The organism is Streptomyces globisporus (assembly GCF_003501885.1).
GTDB lineage: Bacteria > Actinomycetota > Actinomycetes > Streptomycetales > Streptomycetaceae > Streptomyces > Streptomyces globisporus_D.
This window is the reverse complement of the sequence record NZ_QWFA01000111.1, coordinates 1-19,853: the sequence shown is the minus strand read 5'-3', so window position 1 is coordinate 19,853 and position 19,853 is coordinate 1. Positions and strand designations below refer to the sequence as shown.

Below are 19,853 nucleotides of genomic sequence, written 5' to 3'. Positions count from 1 at the left end.
GGTTCCAGTCAGGGGTGGGGGAGGGGGACGGCGAGGCACCGCGCGAGGCGGCCGGCGCGTTCCGCGACACGCCGCCGTCCGAGCCGGCCCCGGAGCAGCCGGCCAGCGCGGCGACGCCGAGGGACGAGAGCGCCGTCAGCGCGGCGGCAGCGGTACGCATTCGTGGGCGTGTCGCACGCTCCGGCATCGGTCGGATCCCCTCCGGTCAACCTGTGGCGTATGCCTCTGGACATGCCCCCGGCAAGCACATGATCCCCAGGTCGGGGCCGTGCGCGCCCTGCCGGGTGAAACCCGGCGAATCAGGGGCCTGAGACCGACGGTACGTCACACGGACGGCCCCGGCGCACGGTAGCTTTTCCCCGTCGAACCAGTGGCGTTCCGCCCGCCCGCGCACACACGGACGGCTCCGGTACATTACGTCACGTCACATACTGTCCCTTTTCAGGAGATTAACTCCCGATGCTGTTTACTGATGACAACCTCGGGCTCTGGCCGGAAAGAGGCGGTACGGACGCGAGGCCGCTGGGGAAGGCGTACCTCGTCCCACACGGGAGGTTCCGGTGACGACACGTGGAGTCCTGTACGTTCACTCCGCACCGCGCGCGCTGTGCCCACATGTCGAGTGGGCCGTGGCGGGCGTCCTCGGTGTGCGGGTCCAGCTGGACTGGATCAGACAGCCGGCCGCGCCCGGCACCTGGCGGTCCGAATTCTCCTGGAAGGGCCGCGCCGGCACGGCATCGCAGCTCGCCTCCGCCCTGCGCGGCTGGGATCTGCTGCGCTTCGAGGTGACCGCCGAGCCGTGCCCCACCGCCGAGGGCGAGCGCTACAGCTCCACCCCCGCCCTCGGCATCTTCCACGCCGTCACCGGCATGCACGGCGACATCCTGGTCCCCGAGGACCGGCTGCGGGCGGCGCTGGCGCGTTCGGTGCGCGGCGAGAGCGACCTGGAGGCCGAGATCGCCTCCCTGCTCGGCAAGCCGTGGGACGACGAGTTGGAGTCCTTCCGCCACGCGGGCGAGGGCGCGCCGGTCCGCTGGCTGCACCAGGTCGTCTGATCCCGGGGCGCAAAATCAGGCCCCTCCGGCGATTGAGGAGCGGGGTACGGGGCGGAGCCCCGGAACAAGGAAGCCCGCCTCCCGAGAACCCGGGAAGCGGGCTTCACCCGTCAAAGAGTCGGCGTCACATGGAGCGGAACGCCAGCACCACGTTGTGCCCACCGAACCCGAACGAGTTGTTGATCGCCGCGATCGGCCCCTCGGGCAGCGCCCGGGGTTCACCGCGCACGACGTCCGCCTCGATCGCCTCGTCGAGATCGTCGACGTTGATGGTCGGCGGTGCGATGCGGTGGTGCAGCGCGAGCACGGTGGCCACCGTCTCGATACCGCCCGCGCCACCCAGCAGATGACCCGTCATCGACTTCGTCGCCGAGATCGCGACATGGTCCAGGTCGTCGCCCAGCACCTTCCGCAGCGCCTTGATCTCCGCGATGTCACCCTGCGGCGTCGACGTGGCGTGCGCGTTGAGGTGGACCACCTCGGACGGCTTGAGGTCGCTGGAGTCCAGCAGGTTCTGCATCGCGGCGGCGATGCCCCGCCCGGTGGGCTCGGGCTGCGCGATGTGGTGGGCGTCGGCCGACAGACCCTGGCCCAGCACCTCGCAGTAGACCTTCGCGCCACGCTTCGCGGCGTGCTCGGCGGACTCCAGGATGACGACGCCCGCACCCTCGCCGAGGACGAAGCCGTCCCGGCCGGTGTCGTACGGACGCGAGGCCTTCTCGGGCTCGTCGTTGTTCTTGGACATCGCCATCATGTTGGCGAACGCGGCGATCGGCAGCGGGTGGATCGCCGCCTCCGTGCCACCGGCGACGACGACGTCGGCACGGCCGGAACGGATCATCTCGACGGCGTACCCGATGGCCTCCGCGCCGGACGCGCAGGCCGAGACGGGGGTGTGGACACCGGCCTGGGCGTTGACCTCCAGGCCGACGTTGGCCGCCGGGCCGTTGGGCATGAGCATGGGCACGGTGTGCGGGGAGACGCGGCGTACGCCCTTCTCCTTCAGCACGTCGTACTGGTCGAGCAAGGTGATCACGCCGCCGATACCGGAGGCGATGACCGAGCCGAGGCGCTCGGGCGCGATGGCCTCGTCCTCGCCTGCCTTGGCGGTGAAGCCCGCGTCGGCCCAGGCCTCGCGGGCAGCGATCAGCGCGAACTGCGCCGAGCGGTCCAGCTTGCGGGCCAGCGGGCGGGGAAGGACGTCGCCCGGGTCGACGGCCGCGAGGGCGGCGATCCGGACGGGCAGTTCGGCGAAGCGCTCGCCTTCGAGAGGCTTGACGCCGGACCGGCCGGCCATCAGACCTTCCCAGGTCGATGCGGAGTCGCCACCCAGCGGAGTGGTTGCGCCGATACCGGTGACGACCACGGTGCGATTGGTCGAGTTCACTGGAAAATCTTCTCCACGTGTAGAGGGTCGTGAATCAGCGGCGCCACCGCCGGGTGGCGACACAGCCGGGCTGGGATCAGCCCTGGTGCTTCAGGATGTAGTCGGCGGCGTCGCCGACCGTCTTGAGGTTCTTGACGTCCTCGTCGGGGATCTTCACGTCGAAGCGCTCCTCGGCGGCGACGACGACCTCGACCATGGACAGCGAGTCGACGTCGAGGTCGTCGGTGAAGGACTTGTCCAGCTGGACGTCCTCCTCCGGGATCCCGGCGATCTCGTTGACGATCTCGGCGAGACCCTTGACGATCTCTTCCTGCGTGGCGGCCATCTTGGCGCTCCTTCGGTGGTTTCTTCGGTGTTCGTGCGTCCGGACCCAAAAGGTCCGGTGTGCCTAGGGGAGGGTAACGACCGTCGCGGCGTAGACGAGACCCGCCCCGAAGCCGATGACGAGCGCGGTGTCGCCGCTCTTCGCCTGACCGGTCGCCAGGAGCCGCTCCATGGCGAGCGGAATCGAGGCGGCGGACGTGTTGCCGGTGGACTCGATGTCACGGGCGACCGTGACGTGCTCCGGCAGCTTCAGGGTCTTCACCATCGAGTCGATGATCCGCATGTTGGCCTGGTGCGGGATGAAGACGTCCAGGTCCTCCGGGGCGATCCCGGCCGCGTCCAGCGCCTGCTGGGCGACCTTCGCCATCTCGAAGACGGCCCAGCGGAAGACCGCCTGGCCCTCCTGCGTGATGGCGGGGAACTTGACCTCGCCCTTCGAGTCGAGCGGCAGCTGCGAGACGTCGCCGAGGCGGAACTCGTTCCAGCCGACCGTCTGCTTGATGGTCTCGGACTTGTCGCCCTCGGAGCCCCACACGGTCGGGCCGATGGCCGGCTCCTGGGAGGGGCCGACGACGACCGCGCCGGCGCCGTCACCGAACAGGAAGGCCGTCGCGCGGTCCTCCAGGTCGGTCAGGTCGCTGAGCCGCTCCACGCCGATCACCAGGACGTACTCCGCCGAGCCCTCGACGACCATGCCCTTGGCGAGGGTGAGGCCGTAGCCGAAGCCCGCGCAGCCGGCCGAGATGTCGAAGGCGGCGGGCTTGCCCGCGCCGATCCGGTGCGCGATCTCGGTGGCGACGGCCGGGGTCTGCTTGAAGTGCGAGACGGTCGAGACGACGACCGCGCCGATCTGCTCGGGGTCGATGCCCGCGTCGGCGATGGCCTTGCCGGACGCCTCGATCGACATCGCGGCCACGGTCTCCTCCTCGGAGGCCCAGTGGCGGGTGACGATGCCGGAGCGGGAGCGGATCCACTCGTCGGACGAGTCGATCGTCTCGAGGATCACCTCGTTCGGCACGACCCGGGTCGGGCGGTAGCCGCCGACGCCGAGGATCCGTGCGTACGGGGCGCCCTTGCTGGGCTTGATCTTCGACATGCTCGCTCCTTAGACGCCTGCGTGCTCGGAGATGAGCGCGCGGGCCGCGTCGAGGTCGTCGGGGGTCTTGAGCGCCAGCGTCCGCACGCCGGGCAGCGCACGCTTGGCGATCCCGGTCAGCGTGCCGCCGGGGCTCAGCTCGACCAGTGCGGTGACGCCCAGGGACTGGAAGGTCTCCATGCACAGGTCCCAGCGGACCGGGTTGGCGACCTGCCCGACCAGCCGGGCGATGACCTCGGTGCCGGTGGCCACGGTGTGGCCGTCGGCGTTGGAAACGTAGCGCACGGTCGGGTCGGAGACGGTGAGGTCGCCGACCGCCGCGCGCAGCTTCTCCACGGCCGGGGCCATGTGGTGTGTGTGGAACGCGCCGGCCACCTTCAGCGCGACGACCCGGCGCACGCCCTCGGGCTTGTCGGCCTCCAGGGCGGCGAGCTGGGCGGCGGTGCCGGCGGCGACGATCTGGCCGGCGCCGTTGACGTTGGCCGGGGTCAGCCCGAGCTTCTCCAGGTGCGGGACCGTGACGGCGGGGTCGCCGCCGAGGAGGGCCGACATACCGGTCTCGGTGACCGCGGCGGCTTCGGCCATGCCGAGCCCGCGGGTCCGGACGAAGCGCAGGGCGGCCTCGTCCTCGATGACGCCGGCGAGCGCGGCGGCGGTGATCTCACCGACGCTGTGGCCCGCGACGACGTCGGGGGCGGCGGCGTCCAGAGCGGTCGCCGAGAGCAGTCCGGCGGCCACCAGGAGCGGCTGGGCCACGGCGGTGTCGCGGATCTCGTCCGCGTCGGCCTTCGTGCCGTAGTGGGCAAGGTCGAGCCCGATGGCGTCGGACCAGGCCGCGATGCGGTCGGCGGCACCGGGGAGGTCGAGCCAGGGAGTCAGGAAGCCGGGCGTCTGAGCGCCTTGGCCGGGAGCGACGAGTACGAGCACCCTCACACTCTCTCTTGTGGACGGCTCCGCACGCCCGTGGGGACAGGGACGAAGAACCGTCGGGGGAATTGTTGAAGTCCAACAAAAGTCTAGGACTGAGGATCCGCTGCGGCCAAGCGCCCCAGGATCAGGGCGATCCGCAGTGTGAACGCGGAGCGCACATCGGAGGGTGACCATCCGGTGACGTCGGTCACACGTCGGAGCCGGTAGCGCACGGTGTTGGGGTGCACGAAAAGCATCCGGGCGGCGCCTTCCAGACTGCTCGCCTGCTCCAGATAGACACTCAGCGTTTCCAGGAGAGCCGAACCGGCCTCCTCCAGCGGTCTGTAGATCTCCTCCACCAACTGGTCCCGCGCGGCCGGGTCTCCGGCCATCGCGCGCTCCGGGAGGAGATCGTCCGCCAGCACCGGGCGTGGCGCGTCCTGCCACGCCGAGCACGCCTTCAGCCCGGCCGCCGCCGCCTGCGCGGACCGGGTCGCGGCCAGCAGGTCGGGCACGACGGGCCCGGCGACGACCGGCCCGGCCGCGTACGGCCCGATCAGGCCCTTCGCGACCTGGAGCGGATTGTCGCTGCCGCCCGCGATGACGACGAGCCGGTTGCCGAGGACCCCGGTGAGGACCTGGAGCTTGGCGTGCCGGGCGGCGCGCCGGATCGCCTCCACGGTCAGCTCGCTGTCCCCGTCGGGCGCGGTGCCGAGAACGACGCAGACGTGCTCGGGGGAGTTCCAGCCGAGCGCGGCGGCCCGGGAGACGGCGCCCTCGTCGGCCTCGCCGGAGAGCACCGCGTTCACCACCAGCGACTCCAGCCGGGCGTCCCAGGCGCCCCGGGCCTCGGCGGCCTGGGCGTAGACCTGGGCGGTGGCGAAGGCGATCTCGCGTGCGTAGACGAGCAGCGCCTCCCGCAGCAGCGACTCGTCGCCGGGGGCTGCCACCTCCTCGATCGCGGCCTCCATGACCTCGATCGTGGTCCGCACCATCTCCACGGTCTGGCGCAGGGTGATGGCCCGGGTCAGTTCGCGCGGGGCGGTGCCGAACACATCGGTCGAGATCGCCTGCGGGGTCTCGGGATGCCGGAACCACTCGGTGAACGCGGCGATACCGGCCTGGGCGACCAGGCCGATCCAGGACCGGTTCTCCGGCGGCATCGCCCGGTACCACGGCAGCGATTCGTCCATGCGGGCAATCGCGTTCGCGGCCAGCCGGCCGGAGGACTGCTCCAGCCGTTTCAAGGTCGCGGCATGCAGGTGGGCGTCGTGGGCGGGGGGCTGCTCAGGATCGGGTCGGGGCACGAGGACAAGACTGCCTTATCGGGCCGGTGGATCGGTGGGGCGGGGCGACGCTGCCCCGTACCGGCGGGTAGGGGAACAGCCGGCAGGGCTCCCGGTCCGCCGGACCCGTACCGGCGTCCCCCGGGCTACCGTGGCCGGGTGATATCCGTGCACCGGTCCGACGACCGCTACCGGGGCGGCGACGGGGCCGCCGGGATCGACACCCGGCACGCCCTCTCCTTCGGCCCCTTCTACGACCCGGACAACCTCCGCTTCGGCCCGATCCTGGCCTGCAACGAGGAGCGCCTCGCGCCCGGCGCCGGGTTCGAGGAGCACCCGCACAGCCATACGGAGATCGTCACCTGGGTCGTCGAGGGCGAGCTGACCCACCGCGACTCGGCCGGCCACTCCACCGTCGTCCGGGCCGGGGACGTGGCCCACCTGAGCGCCGCCTCCGGGGTCCGCCACGTCGAACGCAACGACGGCACCGATCCGTTGACCTTCCTCCAGATGTGGCTGGCCCCCCTGGAGCCGGGCGGCGAACCCTCGTACACGGTGGTGCCCGGCATCGCCGACTCCACCCCGTACGCCCTGCCCGGCGCGGGCGCGATGCTCCACGTCCGCCGCCTGACCGAGGACGAACGCACGGCGGTCCCGGACGCGGTACGCCTGTACGTGCACGTGGTGCGGGGCCGCGTCGGCCTCGGCGGCGAGGAGCTGGGCCCCGGCGACGCCGCCCGGATCACCGACGCCCGGGGCCTGGCGGCGGTCGCGGTGGCGGGCTCGGCGGAGCTGCTGGTGTGGGAGCTGGCGGGCTGAGGGCGTCGGCCCGGTACTACGCGGCCCGGCGGGCCCGCCACAGGTCACGCAGCAGCGCGATCTCGGCCATGTGGTGGATGAGCTCCAGATTGCCGTTGGCCAGCGTGCCGATGTACGCGTCGTCCGGATCGGAGCCGTACGGGTACTGCGAGAGGCCGACCGTATCGAGCTGCTCCTCGGTGAGCGCGCCGACGCTCGCGCGGTGGCGGTCGAGGGTCGCCCAGAACCGTTCCAGTGCGAGGGAAGCGGACGGGGTGAAGTCGACCAGCAGATGCGGGTCCCGCCGCCGCTCGCCGAAGGTCCACTCCCAGCGGCCCGCGAAGTCGGAGTGCAGATGTCCGAGCCGCCACGCGATGGTCGTGATCGGTACGACATCGGGCTCCGGCTCGCCGGTGAACGCGAGGACCTCCTCGACCCGTTCGACGCTCACGCTCCAGTCCTCGGCGATCTTCGCGACGGACATCCCGTCCGCCGCCTGCCGGGCGACTTCCGCGTACTCGGTCGCCGGGATCTCCGGCGCCCCCTTGTCGATGACCCAGGCGCCAGGACCGTACGCCCGGGGCGTCGTGGCCTCCTCCCGGCGCCGGATCGACCAGCTGCCGGGCGCGGGCTCCCAGAGGTACTCCTCGTCGCCGAGCCCGTGCAGCCGGACCTCGGCCATCTCCCGCGCCTGGTCGAACTGCTCCAGCAGGATGCTCAACCGGTCGGTCCGCGGACCCTCGCCGCTCATACGCAGCCCCCTCGTCGTGGAGCGCCGGGGCGGTCCCCCGGCGTTCCGGAGGGAAGCTAACGGCTCACCCCGGGGGACGCGACCGAATTCCCGGAGGGGTGCCGGAGCCGCCCATCACCCCTGGGACTGCTCGGACTTCTTCTCGCGCCTCTCCGCCATCCGGTCCAGCTCACGCATCGCCTGGGCGTGCCCGCTCATCCGGCGGCTCACACTGCCGGCCGTGACCGGCGCGGTCCCCACGAGCGATACGGGGATGGAGAGCCCGAGGACGACCAGCGTCTCGGGCCAGTCGCGCTCGTCGGCGCAGTAATCCCCGGCTAGCAGCGCGCTCCGCGGCTCGCCCCGGTCTGATCGCGGGCAGGCGTTCTCGACGCGGGCCACCGACCCTGGGGCCTGCCGGGGCGGGGCGCCTTCGTAAGGTGCAGGTGGCGTCATATGCCCGTACGCCGTGCGTTCGCCCACGAAGGAGATCTGCCATCAACACCATCGTGTCCGGCCCCGAAGCCCTGGCCGCCCACCGAGACCGCGCGCAGCAGGACTACGCCGAGCTGGTGGAGCGGGGCCTCTCCCTCGACCTCACGCGCGGGAAGCCGGCCGCGGACCAGCTCGACCTGTCCGCGCCGCTGCTCGCCCTGCCCGGCGAGACGTACCGCAGCGCCGAATCCGTGGACACCCGCAACTACGGCGGCCTCCACGGCCTGCGCGAACTGCGGGAGATCTTCAGCGGCCCGCTCCAGGTCCCCGTCGAGCAGCTGGTGGCCGCGGGCAACTCCAGCCTGGAGCTGATGCACGACAGCCTGGTGCACGCGATGCTGAGCGTGCTGCCGGGGGCCGACTCCCGCTGGGTCGACCAGGAGCGGATCGCCTTCCTCTGTCCCGTACCCGGCTACGACCGGCACTTCGGTGTGTGCGAGCGGCTCGGCATCGAGATGATCCCCGTCCCGATGACCGACCAGGGCCCGGACATGGACACCGTGGAGCGGCTGGTGGCCGAGGACGCCTCGGTCAAGGGCATCTGGTGCGTCCCGAAGTACAGCAACCCGGACGGGATCAGCTACAGCGACGAGGTCGTCGACCGGCTCGCCGCCATGCCCACCGCCGCGCCCGACTTCCGGATCTTCTGGGACAACGCGTACGCCGTCCACCACCTGACCGACGAGCGCGTAGCGATAGCCGACGTGCTCGCCGCCTGCGCCGGCCACGGCCACCCCGACCGGGCCTTCGTCTTCGGCTCCACCTCGAAGATCACCTTCGCCGGGAGCGGCGTCGGCTTCTTCGGCGCCTCGCCCGACAATGTCGCCTGGCTGCTCGGCAACCTCGCCAAGCGCACCATCGGCCCGGACAAGGTGAACCAGCTGCGGCACGCGCTCTTCCTCAAGGACGAGGCAGGCGTCCACGCCCACATGGACCTCCACCGCGCCAAGCTCCGCCCGAAGTTCGACGCCGTCCTGCGCATCCTCGAAGCCGAACTCGGCTCCACCGGCCTCGCCACCTGGACGGACCCCAAGGGCGGCTACTTCATCACCCTGAAGGTCCTCGACGGCTGCGCCCGCGACGTGGTGCGCCGCGCCGCCGACGCGGGCATCGTCCTCACCCCGGCGGGCGCCACCCACCCCCACGGCCAGGACCCGGACGACGCGGTGATCCGGATCGCGCCCAGCTTCCCCACCCCCGAGGAGCTGGAGCAGGCCATCGCGGGCGTCACGGCCTGCGTGCGCCTGGTCGGCTACGAGAAGCTGCTGACGGAGACGGCTGGTTGAGCAGCCGGTTCAGGACAGCTCGGCCAGAACCGCGTCCGTGAACGGGGTCCAGGCCTCCGCCGCCCACGGGCCGAAGGCGCGGTCGGTCAGCGCGACGCAGGCGACGCCCGCGACCGGGTCGATCCACAGGAACGTGCCCGACTGGCCGAAGTGCCCGAAGGTGGCGGGGGAGGACGTGTTCCCCGTCCAGTGCGGGGACTTGGAGTCGCGGATCTCGAAGCCGAGGCCCCAGTCGTTCGGGCTCTGGTGGCCGTAGCCCGGCAGGACGCCCTTGAGGCCCGGATGCACGACGCTTTGGGCCTCAAGGACCGTCCGCGGGTCGAGGAGACGCGGGGCCTGGACCTCGGCTGCGAAGCGGACCAGGTCGGCCACGGTGGAGACGCCGTCGCGGGCCGGGGAGCCGTCGAGGGTCGTGGACGTCATGGCCAGCGGCTCCAGGACCGCCTGGCGCAGGTACTCCGCGAACGGGATGCCGGACGCCTTCGCGATGTGGTCGCCCAGCACCTCGAAGCCCGCGTTCGAGTACAGGCGGCGGTTGCCGGGCGGGGCCGTCACCCGGTGCTCGTCGAAGGCGAGGCCGCTGGTGTGGGCGAGCAGGTGGCGCACCGTGGAGCCCTCGGGCCCGGCCGGCTCGTCCAGCTCGACGGCCCCCTCCTCGTACGCCACCAGCGCCGCGTAGGCCGCGAGCGGCTTGGTGACCGAGGCGAGGGGGAAGCGGTGGCCGGCCGGCCCGTGCGTGCCGAGGACCGTGCCGTCCGCCCGCACGACGGCGGCCGCCGCCGTCGTGACCGGCCAGGTGTCGATGATGCGCAGGCTCTCCATGCGTCCGAGCCTAACGGCCGTGCCCGGCATCCTGTCCCGGGCTCCGGGCCCCGGGCCCCGGGTTCGGACGGCCGGGTCGCCGGGAGCGTGCCCGGGCCGCGGCCACCGGGAAGCCCGGGCGTGCACCGCTGTGCCCTGGGAGCCCGGCCTCGTTTCCTCGCCGCGGGGGCCCCGGCCCCGGGAAGCCCGGCCGTGCGCAACGCCGACCCGGGGAAGCCCGAGGCCGCCCCGCCTGCCCGGGCAGTCCGCACCCGCTAGCTCGCCGCGGGGGCCCTCACGCGGCCACCGGGGCCAGCCGGGTCCCCAGGGCCATGATCCGCATCGCCCGCTCCGTCGCGTCCGCCAGGAACTCGCCGCTCCGGCCGATCGCCTCCACCAGCGTCATCGGCGCCGGCAGGATCGCGCTGTACGCGTCCACGCCCACCGCCCGTACGTCCTGCGCGCCCGGCCCGATCGTCCCGGCCAGCACCAGGACCGGCACCCCCGCCGCCTGGGCCCGGCGCGCCACCTCCGCCGGGATCTTCCCGCGTACGGTCTGGTGGTCGAGCGCCCCCTCCGCCGTGATCACGAAGTCGGCGCGGGCCAGGCGGGCGTCCAGGTCGAGGCCGTCGAGGAGGACGTCGTACCGGGGCAGGAGTTGGGCGCCCACGGACGCGAGCCCCGCCCCCAGACCGCCCGACGCGCCCGTGCCCGGGGCCGTCCGCAGGTCGACCGGGGCGGCGGCCCGCGGGGCGAACGCCGGGAGCAGGTCCCGGGTGAGGACGGCGGCCAGCCGCTCCAGGCCCGCCGAGAGCAGCTCCACCTCCGCCGGGGTCGCCCCCTTCTGCGGCCCGAACACCCGGGCCACGCCCCTCTTTCCGCACAGCACGTTGTACGGATTGCAGGCCACCAGCAGCTCGGCGTCGGTGAGCCTCGGGTCGAGGTCGGACGGGTCGATGTGTTCCAGCTCGTGCAACGACCCGCCGCCCGGCCGGAGTTCGCGGCCGTGTCGGTCGGTCAGCCGGGCCCCGAGCGCCTGCAGCGCACCCGCGCCCCCGTCCGACGTACCGGAGTCGCCGCAGCCGACGAGGATGCGCCGGGCCCCGGCGTCCAGGGCCGCCCGGATCAGCTCGCCGACCCCGTACGTCGTCGTCGCGCCCGGGTGGCGGCGGTCCGGCGGGACCAGGGCGAGGCCCGCGACGGCCGCCATCTCCACGACGGCGGTGCGCGGGCCGGGGGTCGTGCCGCCGCCCAGCAGTGCGAAGTGCGAGGCGACCGGGTCGCCCACCGGGCCCGTCGCGGTGACCGGGACCAGGCGGCCGCCGCCCGCCAGGGCCAGTGCCTCGGCCGTGCCCTCGCCGCCGTCCACGAGGGGGATGAGGTCGAGTTCGGCGTCGGGGATCACCCGGCGTACCCCGGCGGCGATGGCCTCCGCGACCCGGGCGGCCGACAGGGACTCCTTGAAGCCGCTGGGGGCGATGGCGATGCGGTGAGGACGAGTGGTCATGGCTGGGCCTTTCGTTCACATCAGGTCGGGTCGGGGAGCGGGGTCCGGCGGACCAGCTACAAGGCGGAGGACTGAGGCAACGCGGATGGGGCCTCCCCTGCTCGAGCGAAGCCGAGAGCTTGGGGAAGTCGGTGATTGACGAGAACGCCGCAGATGCGCGTGCCGGGGCACGCGAGCCCGGCACGATCCGAACGACAGGCCCTAGGTCTCCAGGAGGACGGGCACGCCGAGCAGCGGCCAGACGACGAGGGCGAAGACGAGGACGAGGGCCGCCGTGAGCGGCGCGAGGAAGGCGGACAGCCGCAGCAGGTCGCGCGGGGTGTACGTCGGGGTGCCGGCCACGTCCGCGAAGAGCGCGACCGGCTTGGCCGAGGACGGCAGGGTGTGGCAGAAACCGGCGGCGGCCGTGGACGCCAGCGCCGCCGTGACCGGGTTGACCCCGGCCCCGACCGCCGCCGCGACCACCAGCGGGACGAGGACGGAGGACCGGGCGGAGCGCGACTGGAGCGCCAGATGGGCGGCCGTGCTGACGGCGACCACTCCGGCCAGGAACATCCACGGGGGCGTGGACGCCCCCAGGGGTATCCACCCCACCAGCCAGTCGGCCGCACCCGAGTCGGAGAGCGCGACGCCCATCGCCATCGTGGCGGCCATGAACAGCAGCAGCGGCCAGGGGACCGTCCGCAGACCGTCCTTGAAACGGACCGTCCCCAGCGCGGGCGAGGTCGCCACCAGCGCGCCGATGAGCGCGACCACGGCGGGCGACACCCCGTGCAACGGCTCGCTGCACCACAGCAGGACGACCGTCGCCAGGAGCAGCAGACATCGGGACTCCGCCGGGGTGAACGGGCCCTCGACAGCCGTCTCGGAGTGCTCCTGGATCTGCGCCGCCGTGATCGTGACCGGGCCCTTCCGGTCGGCCCGCCGGGTCGTCGTCAACAGCACCAGTTCGGCGGCGAGATGGGACGAGACGACGGCCAACGGCAGCCCGAGGACCAGCCATTGGACGAAGCTCAGCTGTTCCCCGGTCTGCTCCCACAGCACTCCGACCGTGATCAGGTGCGCCCCCGCCCCGATCAGCGTCGCGACGGCGGACAGCAGGATGACGGTGGGGAAGAGCAGCGCCAGCATGACGACCAGGCGGGTCCGCTCACGGAGTGCGGCCGCCAACGCCAGGAACACCGGGAGGGCGAGCGCGGCCCGCCCCGACGTGGCCGGCACGGCGAACGCGGTGACCACGAGACCGGCGGTGGTCAGGTGCACCAGCTGGCGTACGGTCCTGGCCCCGCCGACCAGGAAGACGGCGGCCCGGCCCGCGAGCCCGGTCCGGGTCACGGCGGCCGCCAGGACGAAGGCGCAGATCAGCAGCCACACCGTCTCGTCGCCCAACGTGGCGAACAGGGTCTCGCTGCTGATCACCCCCGTCACCGTCAGCGCCAGGCCCGCGCCGAGCGCGATGTAGGCGTCGTCCACCGGGGTGGCGATCCAGGCGGCGGTGGCCAGGGCGAAGACGGCGAGCGAGAGCCGCCCGTCGGCGCTGAGGCCGGGGGCGGCGCCGGGGACGGCGAGGAGAGCGCAGAGCCCGAGGACGGCACAGAGGCCGACGGTCTGCCGGAGAGGGAGAGGCACGCTGTACAGCCTCTGAAGGCGGGGTGAGCGCTCGATGAGCCGCCCGTGAAGGACTTCTCATCTCCCCGGCGCCCCGCCGCTACGGCAGCCGGTACCCCATGCCCCGCACCGTCTCCAGCCGCTCCGCCCCCAACTTCCGGCGCAGCGCGCGGACATACACGTCCACGATGTTGGAGCCGGGGTCGAAGTCGTACCCCCACACGTGCGACAGGATCTGCTCGCGCGACAGCACCTGGCCCGGGTGGCGCAGGAACATCTCCAGCAGCACGAACTCGCGCGCCGTCAGATCCACCGTCCGGTCCTCCGCGCGGGCCCGGCGCGTCCGTAGGTCCAGGGCGAGGCTGCCGCTGCGCAACATGGTGACCTCGGGCGCGCGGGCCGCGGTGCGCTGGCGCAGCCGTACCCGGGCGAGCAGTTCCTCGAAGCGGAACGGCTTCGTCATCCAGTCGTCGGCCCCGCCCTCCAGGCCGGCCACCGTGTCGCGGACCGAGTCGCGGGCGGTGAGCACGATCACCGGCAGCGTGACGCGCGCCTCGCGCAGCTCCCGCAGCACGGTGAAGCCGTCCCGGCCCGGCAGCCCGATGTCGAGCACCATCAGGTCGAACCCGCCGGTCAGCGCGTGGCCGAGCGCCAGGTCGCCGTCCTCGGCGACGACCGTGGTGAAGCCGTTGGCGCGCAGTCCCTTCTGGACGAACGAGGCGATGCGCTCCTCGTCCTCGGCGATCAGGATGCGGTTCATGAGTCGGTCTCCAGCGTGAGTACGAAGGTGGCTCCGCCGCCCTCGGTCCGGCGGAGTTCGACGCGGCCGTGGTGGCCCTCCGCGATGGCCTTGACGATGGCGAGACCGAGCCCGGCCCCGCTGGTGCGGGTCCCGCGCCGGGACGTGCCCCGGCGGAACCGCTCGAAGATGACCTCGGCGTCCTCCGGAGGAATGCCGGGTCCGTGGTCGGCGACGTACAGTTCGACGCGGTCGCCCTCGGTGCGGGCGTCGACGGCCCGGGAGCCGATGCGGATGCGCTGGCCGGGCACGGTGTGCTGGACCGCGTTCTGCGCCAGCTGGACCATCGCCTGCGTCATCCGCTGCGGATCCAGGCGCACTTCGCGGTCCGCGACCCCGTCGAGCTGCCACTCCCGCTCGCCGAGGGTCCGCACCTTCACGAACACATCGGCGGTCAGCTCCGCGAGCTGGACGGGCTCGGGGCGCACGAAGTCGGGGCGCTCGGCCCCCGCGAGCAGCAGCAGGTCCTCCACGATCCGGCTCATCCGGTCCAGCTCGTCGGTGACCAGCCGTACCGTCTCCTCCCGGTCCGCCGGATCGTCGCCCATCAGCTCCAGGTGGCCCCGGACGATGGTGATCGGGGTGCGCAGCTCGTGCCCGGCGTCGTCGACGAAGACCCGCTGTGCGGCGAACGCCCGCTCAAGCCGGTCCAGCATCGCGTTGAACGTCTCGGCGAGGGCCGCGATGTCGTCCCGGCCCTCCACGGGGATCCGCCGGGTCAGGTCCTGCTCGGTCAGCTCCGCCGCCGTCGTCCGCACGAGCCGGACGGGCGCGAGGATGCGTCCGGCGACGGCCCAGCCGATCCCGGTCGTCATCAGCAGGGCGACCCCGGACAGGGCGAGCAGCATCCAGAACGTCTTGTCGGCGACGGCCCGTTCGCGCTCCGGGTGGAAGGCGACGACGAACGCCCCGGGCTGCCCGCCCGCGGACGGCCCGATCTCGACCTTCGCCCAGCGCAGTTCGCCCTGCGGGCGCTCCAGCGTGCCGAAGGGGTCCTGGGAGGCGCGGATCCGGGTGAGCGCGTCGGTGTCCCGCCACAGTGCGGTGTCCGGGGGCAGGTCGCGGCGCTGCCGGATGACGTCGGGCCGGTCGCCGGGCGGGCCGGTCAGGCCCAGCAGTTCCTCGTCCGGGTCGGCGTACTGGCGTTGCAGATAGACGCGGAGCAGCCGGTCGGCGGTGTCGAACCGGCCGCCGGTGTCCGGGTCCACCCCCTGCGGCACGAAGTTGGCGAACTCGCCGGTCTCCTGCGTGAGCAGCTGGCTGATGCGGTGGTCCACGTCCCGCTGGAGGATCGAGCGCACGGTGACGGCGACCGCGCCCAGCGCGACCGCCATCACGACCAGCAACCACAGCAGGATCCGGACGCGGGCGGAGATCCTCGGGAAGCCCAGGGGCGACCGGCTAACCGTCATCACCGAAGTCGTCGTCATCGTCGTCGTCGGCCGCGGAGGGGCCCGGGACGACGGAGCTGTCCGGGGTGCCGGTCGGGGTGGCGGAACCGCTCGGCGTCGGAATGCCGCTCGGGGAGGCGGCACCGCTCGGCGAAGCGTCCCGGCCCGGCGACGGTGTGCCGCGCGGGCTCTCCTCCAGCTGAACGGCGGGAGGCACCTTCGGCGCCTCCGAGGTGTCGGTCATGGCGTAGCTGGTTGCCGCTATGCCCAGGGGCACGGCGACGACGGCTGCCAGGGCCGCGAGACGAGGTGAGAAAGCCATGGGTTCACCCTGACGGTCCCGGGCGGTACGAACATGAAGCCAGGATGAACATTCCTTCATCTCGGACAATGGTGACATTCCTGTCCCGGAGAGGGGGTGCGGGCCTCCGGCAGCGCTTGCTTCGAGTGCACTCCAAGGATCTAGCGTGGAACACATGACGGAGCACCCCCGCCCCGCGGGCCAGGACAGCTATTCGATCAGCGAGGTCGTCGCCTTCACCGGTCTCACCGCGCACACCCTGCGCTGGTACGAGCGCATCGGGCTCATGCCCCACGTCGACCGCTCGCACACGGGCCAGCGCCGCTTCAGCAACCGCGACCTCGACTGGCTGGCCTTCGTCGGCAAGCTGCGGCTGACCGGGATGCCCGTCGCCGACATGGTGCGGTACGCGGAGCTGCTGCGCGAGGGGGAGTCCACCTTCGAGGCACGGCAGGCACTGCTGGAGGCGACCCGCCGCGATGTGATCTCGCGGATCGCGGAGCTCCACGACACCCTCGCCGTCCTCGACCGCAAGATCGATTTCTATGCGGGCGCCCGCCGGGCGCCGGAGAGGCACAGCGCCTGATGACTGTTGACAAGATCGCCACCGTGGAGCTGGGAGCGGGCGGGCCGCAGGTCGGCGTCCAGGGCCTCGGCTGCATGGGCATGAGCGAGTTCTACGGCGACACCGACGAACGCGCCGCCCGCGACACCCTCGACGCGGCCCTGGAGGCCGGCGTCACCCTCCTCGACACCGCCGACGCCTACGGGCGCGGGGCCAACGAGGAGTTCCTCGCCCCGTTCGCCGGGGCTCACCGGGACGAGATCACCCTCGCCACCAAGTTCGCCCTCGTCCGCACCGACGACCCCCAGTACCGGGGCATCAGCAACGACCCCGCGTACATCCGTACCGCCGTCGAGGCGAGCCTGCGCCGGCTGAACACCGACGTCATCGACCTCTACTACATGCACCGCCGCGACCCGGCCGTCCCGCTCGCCGAATCGATCGGCGCGCTGGCGGAGCTGGTCAGGCAGGGCAAGATCAAGCAGATCGGGCTCAGCGAGGTGACCGGCCCCGAACTGCGCGAGGCGTACGCCGTGCACCCGATCGCCGCCCTCCAGTCGGAGTGGTCCCTCTTCAGCCGTGACGTCGAGAAGAGCGCCGTCGGCGCGGCGGCCGAACTGGGCGTCACGCTCGTCCCGTACTCCCCGCTCGGCCGGGGCTTCCTCACCGGGGCCTTCACCGACGCGGGCAAGGAGCTGACCGAGGGCGACTTCCGCAAGCACCAGCCCCGGTTCACCGGCGACAACGCCCGGACGAACGCGGCCCTGCTGGAGCCCGTCCACAAGATCGCCGCCGCGCACGGGGTGACGGCCGCGCAGGTGGCCCTCGCCTGGGTCCAGCAGCGCGCCGAGGTCCACGGCCTGAACGTGGTCCCGATCCCCGGCACCCGTAAGCGCGGCCGCCTCCTGGAGAACGTCGCGGCGACCCGGCTGACCCTGACGGCGGACGAACTGGCCGCGCTGGAGCCGATCGCGGGGCGGGTGGCGGGGGACCGCTACCCGGACATGAGCAGTACGTCGGCGGCGCGGGAGTAGACGTCACGAGGAGCCCGGGGGCGTACGCGGTGATCGCCTGGTTCATGAGGTTCATGACGCCGTTTCCTCACGCCAGCCCCAGCGCGAACACCGCGAACCCCGCCGCGAGCAGCCCCGCCAGCGCGCGGCGGGCGTTCGCGGCGCGGGTGCCCGTCCGCCACGGGGCCTCGAAGCGGCGCGCGTACCGGGCGATCAGCACCAGCAGCCCGGCGAACACCGGCAGCCACGCGGCCCGGGCGAGGATCCAGCCCACGGTGTCCGGCGCGCTCGTCAGCCCCGCCACCGCCGTGCCCCCGGCCCCCGCGAGCGAGGCCGGTACGGCGGCGGCCAGCATCGCCGTCTGGTGCCAGCACAGGATTGTCATCGCGGACAGGTTGACCACCACGACCGGTGCCCAGAGCAGCGGCCTGCGCAGCAGCCGCCCGAGCCGGTCGCGCAGCAGGATCGCCGCCCCGCTCTGGGCCGCGGCCAACGCCACCACCAGCAGCGACGGCGGATGCGAGTTCGTCCGGGCCTCGCCCGGCACCCCGACCATCGACGCCGGGTAGTGGAAGACCAGCAGCAGCACGGCGAACAGCACCCCGCCGCCGACCAGCAGCAGCCGGGCCCCGCGCTTCCCGATCCGGCCCTCGCCCCACGACACACCGAGCTGATACGCGAACAGCCAGCCGGGCAGGACGTTGAGCACGCTCAGCCAGGACGGCATCGCCTCCGCGTACGGCCCGTAGCGCAGGAAGTCCACGACGGCGACGGAGACCAGCAGCGGGAGCGCCGCCCCGCCGCCGAGCCTCCGCGCCAGCGTGACGCAGACCGGGGTGAGGGCCGTGACCACGGTGTACACCCCGACGAACCAGAGCGGCTGGATCACCAGCGTCGAACCCGTACGCAGGGTGTCGCCGGGCACGCCCAGCGCGGAGAGCACCGCGAGCAGCACCGCCCACACGGCACTCACCCCGAGCACCGGCCGGCCGAGGCGGGCCAGCCGGCCGCCCAGCCAGGCGGCCGTGGTCGAGGCCCGGCGGCGGTAGGAGAGGACCGAGGCGTAACCGCCGACCAGGAAGAAGATCCCCAGCATCTGGAGCACCCAGCTCGCGGGGGCGAGCGCGCCGAACGTGGCCAGCGGGCTCGCGTTGTGCAGACCGTCCGCGTCGAGCCGGAACCCGCCGAGCATCCAGTGACCGAGCGGCACGGCGAGCAGGGCCAGGGCGCGCAGGCCGTCGACGGCCCGGTCGCGGTGGGCGGGGGTGGAGGCGTCGATACGGGCGGCGAGCCGCCGCGCGTTCTCCCGTACGGCGTTCATCGGACGGTCCCTTCCGGCGTGGCCGTGCCCCGCGCGATGGCGGCGAAGGCCCGCAGCGAATCCGTCCCCGGCGCGAAGTAACCGGCATGGCCCCGGGCCTCGTCCGCCGGTACGCGGCGGGCGCCGAACGCCGGGTCGGTCGGGTCCGTGCCGTGGCCGAGGCCCGCGAAGCGCACGTTCGGCACGTTGTCGATCCAGTCGGTCGGGTCCTTCGCCGCCCACACCCGGGCCTTCGTCCGCAGCCCCGCGGCATCGTCCGCCCGCATGCCGGGGGAGCCGAGGGCCACCAGGTCGGTGGCGGGGAGACGGTGTGCGGCGATCCCGCAGACGACGGAGCCGTAGCTGTGGCAGAACACGGCGGGCTCGGGCAGCCCGTCCGCCGTCAGGCCCTCCGCGAACCGGGTCAGCCGTCCGGCGCCCGCCTCCGCGAGGCTGCCGGTGGCCGCGTCGATGCCGACGCCCACCGGGGTGGTGTACCCGACCCAGGCGACGACGGCCGTCCCGGGACCGGCCGCCGTGTGCAGGGTCCTGGCCATCCCCGGCGGAGCCCCGTGCGAGGCGACCTTCCGGTCGAAGGTCCCGGCGTCGTTGTCGGACCCGGGCACCACCACGGAGACCCGCCGCGCGGTGCGCAGGTCGCCGAAGACCTCGGCGACCTGGCCGCGCCCGCGCGGGTCGAACGCGAGGATCTGCCGGCCGGGAGCGGCGAGCGAACGGTAGCGGGGGTCGTCCTCGGCGGCCAGGGCGAGGGAGTTGGCGCGATAGCGCAGTTCCAGCGGCACCCCGTCGAGGTTGCCGACGACGGACGGGTGCCGCACCAGCAGCAGTTGCTGTTCGGCGGTGCTCAACCCGGCGTAGAACCGCGCGACTTCGGCAGGCGCGGCGCGCTCCGGATCGGGCAGTTCCGTGCCCAGCACCCGGTCCGCCCGCCACTGCGCACTGCCCGGCGGCGGCCCGGTCAGCGCCTGCTGCGCGTCCCCCGAAACCCAGCCGGTGGTTCCTGCCGCCATACCGGCGGCCAGTGCGAACGCGACCAGGGTTCTCGCGTATCGGCGCATCGTGCCCTCCCTCTCCGGATCCGCACCGGGCGGTGCGACCGGGAGGAAGGTAGGAAGAGGACGGGTGACGCGACGTCACACCGGGGAGCCAACTGCGGGGTGATACCGGGGTAGGGGGTGGGG

General features: G+C 72.9%; 20 protein-coding genes. 5 read left to right on the top strand and 15 right to left on the bottom strand.

Annotated elements, in window-relative coordinates; translation table 11 throughout:
• Positions 1 to 560: 560 nt before the first annotated feature.
• Complete coding sequence (locus D3105_RS20810; RefSeq protein ID WP_118904614.1) at positions 561 to 1,055, top strand: DUF3145 domain-containing protein; 495 nt, start codon at positions 561 to 563, stop codon at positions 1,053 to 1,055.
• Between the two features lie 124 nt (positions 1,056 to 1,179).
• Here the strand turns inward: D3105_RS20810 and fabF are convergent, their stop codons facing one another.
• The 5 genes from fabF to D3105_RS20785 form a co-directional block, all read right to left on the bottom strand.
• Positions 1,180 to 2,442 carry a beta-ketoacyl-ACP synthase II gene (gene fabF / locus D3105_RS20805; protein WP_118904613.1) on the bottom strand — a complete coding sequence of 421 codons (1,263 nt, stop codon included), beginning with the start codon at positions 2,440 to 2,442 and terminating at the stop codon, positions 1,180 to 1,182.
• A 76-nt stretch (positions 2,443 to 2,518) separates the two neighbouring features.
• A complete protein-coding gene (locus D3105_RS20800; protein WP_003969376.1) occupies positions 2,519 to 2,767 on the bottom strand; it encodes an acyl carrier protein in 249 nt (82 codons plus the stop codon).
• Positions 2,768 to 2,830: 63 nt separating this feature from the next.
• Entirely contained in the window at positions 2,831 to 3,862 is a 1,032-nt protein-coding gene (locus tag D3105_RS20795; protein ID WP_065490878.1) for a ketoacyl-ACP synthase III, read from the bottom strand.
• A gap of 9 nt (positions 3,863 to 3,871) precedes the next feature.
• Positions 3,872 to 4,789 (bottom strand): ACP S-malonyltransferase, encoded by a 918-nt coding sequence (locus D3105_RS20790; protein ID WP_118904612.1) that lies wholly within the window; start codon positions 4,787 to 4,789, stop codon positions 3,872 to 3,874.
• A gap of 89 nt (positions 4,790 to 4,878) precedes the next feature.
• Positions 4,879 to 6,078: a PucR family transcriptional regulator gene (locus tag D3105_RS20785; protein WP_118904611.1), complete on the bottom strand. Its 1,200-nt coding sequence runs from the start codon at positions 6,076 to 6,078 to the stop codon at positions 4,879 to 4,881.
• 138 nt (positions 6,079 to 6,216) lie between these two features.
• On the opposite strand from D3105_RS20785, the gene D3105_RS20780 reads away from it, so the two are divergent.
• On the top strand, positions 6,217 to 6,876 hold the full coding sequence (locus tag D3105_RS20780; RefSeq protein WP_118904610.1) for a pirin family protein: 660 nt from the start codon (positions 6,217 to 6,219) through the stop codon (positions 6,874 to 6,876).
• A gap of 16 nt (positions 6,877 to 6,892) precedes the next feature.
• Here the strand turns inward: D3105_RS20780 and D3105_RS20775 are convergent, their stop codons facing one another.
• Together D3105_RS20775 and D3105_RS20770 are read right to left on the bottom strand one after the other, a co-directional pair.
• Positions 6,893 to 7,606 (bottom strand): DinB family protein, encoded by a 714-nt coding sequence (locus D3105_RS20775; RefSeq protein ID WP_118904609.1) that lies wholly within the window; start codon positions 7,604 to 7,606, stop codon positions 6,893 to 6,895.
• A 114-nt stretch (positions 7,607 to 7,720) separates the two neighbouring features.
• Entirely contained in the window at positions 7,721 to 7,987 is a 267-nt protein-coding gene (locus tag D3105_RS20770) for a hypothetical protein (protein WP_412080993.1), read from the bottom strand.
• Positions 7,988 to 8,094: 107 nt separating this feature from the next.
• Here D3105_RS20770 and D3105_RS20765 point away from each other — a divergent pair, with 107 nt between their 5' ends.
• The gene (locus tag D3105_RS20765; RefSeq protein WP_118904608.1) at positions 8,095 to 9,366 is read left to right on the top strand and encodes an aminotransferase class I/II-fold pyridoxal phosphate-dependent enzyme; all 1,272 of its coding nucleotides are present in this window, start codon (positions 8,095 to 8,097) and stop codon (positions 9,364 to 9,366) included.
• A 9-nt stretch (positions 9,367 to 9,375) separates the two neighbouring features.
• On the opposite strand, the gene D3105_RS20760 is transcribed toward D3105_RS20765, so the two are convergent.
• The 6 genes from D3105_RS20760 to D3105_RS20735 form a co-directional block, all read right to left on the bottom strand.
• On the bottom strand, positions 9,376 to 10,188 hold the full coding sequence (locus D3105_RS20760; RefSeq protein ID WP_118904607.1) for a serine hydrolase domain-containing protein: 813 nt from the start codon (positions 10,186 to 10,188) through the stop codon (positions 9,376 to 9,378).
• Positions 10,189 to 10,462: 274 nt separating this feature from the next.
• On the bottom strand, positions 10,463 to 11,674 hold the full coding sequence (locus D3105_RS20755; RefSeq protein WP_118904606.1) for a glycerate kinase: 1,212 nt from the start codon (positions 11,672 to 11,674) through the stop codon (positions 10,463 to 10,465).
• Positions 11,675 to 11,875: 201 nt separating this feature from the next.
• Complete coding sequence (locus tag D3105_RS20750; RefSeq protein WP_118904605.1) at positions 11,876 to 13,303, bottom strand: SLC13 family permease; 1,428 nt, start codon at positions 13,301 to 13,303, stop codon at positions 11,876 to 11,878.
• 79 nt (positions 13,304 to 13,382) lie between these two features.
• Positions 13,383 to 14,042, bottom strand: a complete 660-nt coding sequence (locus tag D3105_RS20745) for a response regulator transcription factor (RefSeq protein ID WP_073821298.1) — start codon at positions 14,040 to 14,042, stop codon at positions 13,383 to 13,385.
• Positions 14,039 to 15,511 (bottom strand): sensor histidine kinase, encoded by a 1,473-nt coding sequence (locus D3105_RS20740; protein WP_240646973.1) that lies wholly within the window; start codon positions 15,509 to 15,511, stop codon positions 14,039 to 14,041. The genes D3105_RS20745 and D3105_RS20740 overlap by 4 nt, the downstream gene beginning before the upstream one ends.
• Complete coding sequence (locus D3105_RS20735) at positions 15,483 to 15,794, bottom strand: small hydrophilic protein (RefSeq protein ID WP_118904604.1); 312 nt, start codon at positions 15,792 to 15,794, stop codon at positions 15,483 to 15,485. The genes D3105_RS20740 and D3105_RS20735 overlap by 29 nt, the downstream gene beginning before the upstream one ends.
• A gap of 154 nt (positions 15,795 to 15,948) precedes the next feature.
• Here D3105_RS20735 and D3105_RS20730 point away from each other — a divergent pair, with 154 nt between their 5' ends.
• Positions 15,949 to 16,359 carry a MerR family transcriptional regulator gene (locus D3105_RS20730; protein ID WP_165891051.1) on the top strand — a complete coding sequence of 137 codons (411 nt, stop codon included), beginning with the start codon at positions 15,949 to 15,951 and terminating at the stop codon, positions 16,357 to 16,359.
• The gene (locus tag D3105_RS20725; RefSeq protein WP_118904602.1) at positions 16,359 to 17,372 is read left to right on the top strand and encodes an aldo/keto reductase; all 1,014 of its coding nucleotides are present in this window, start codon (positions 16,359 to 16,361) and stop codon (positions 17,370 to 17,372) included. The genes D3105_RS20730 and D3105_RS20725 overlap by 1 nt, the downstream gene beginning before the upstream one ends.
• Before the next feature lie 67 nt (positions 17,373 to 17,439).
• On the opposite strand, the gene D3105_RS20720 is transcribed toward D3105_RS20725, so the two are convergent.
• The gene (locus D3105_RS20720; protein WP_118904601.1) at positions 17,440 to 18,672 is read right to left on the bottom strand and encodes an acyltransferase family protein; all 1,233 of its coding nucleotides are present in this window, start codon (positions 18,670 to 18,672) and stop codon (positions 17,440 to 17,442) included.
• Positions 18,669 to 19,730, bottom strand: a complete 1,062-nt coding sequence (locus D3105_RS20715; protein ID WP_118904600.1) for an alpha/beta hydrolase — start codon at positions 19,728 to 19,730, stop codon at positions 18,669 to 18,671. Before D3105_RS20715 ends, D3105_RS20720 begins: the two co-directional genes overlap by 4 nt.
• Positions 19,731 to 19,853: the final 123 nt, after the last annotated feature.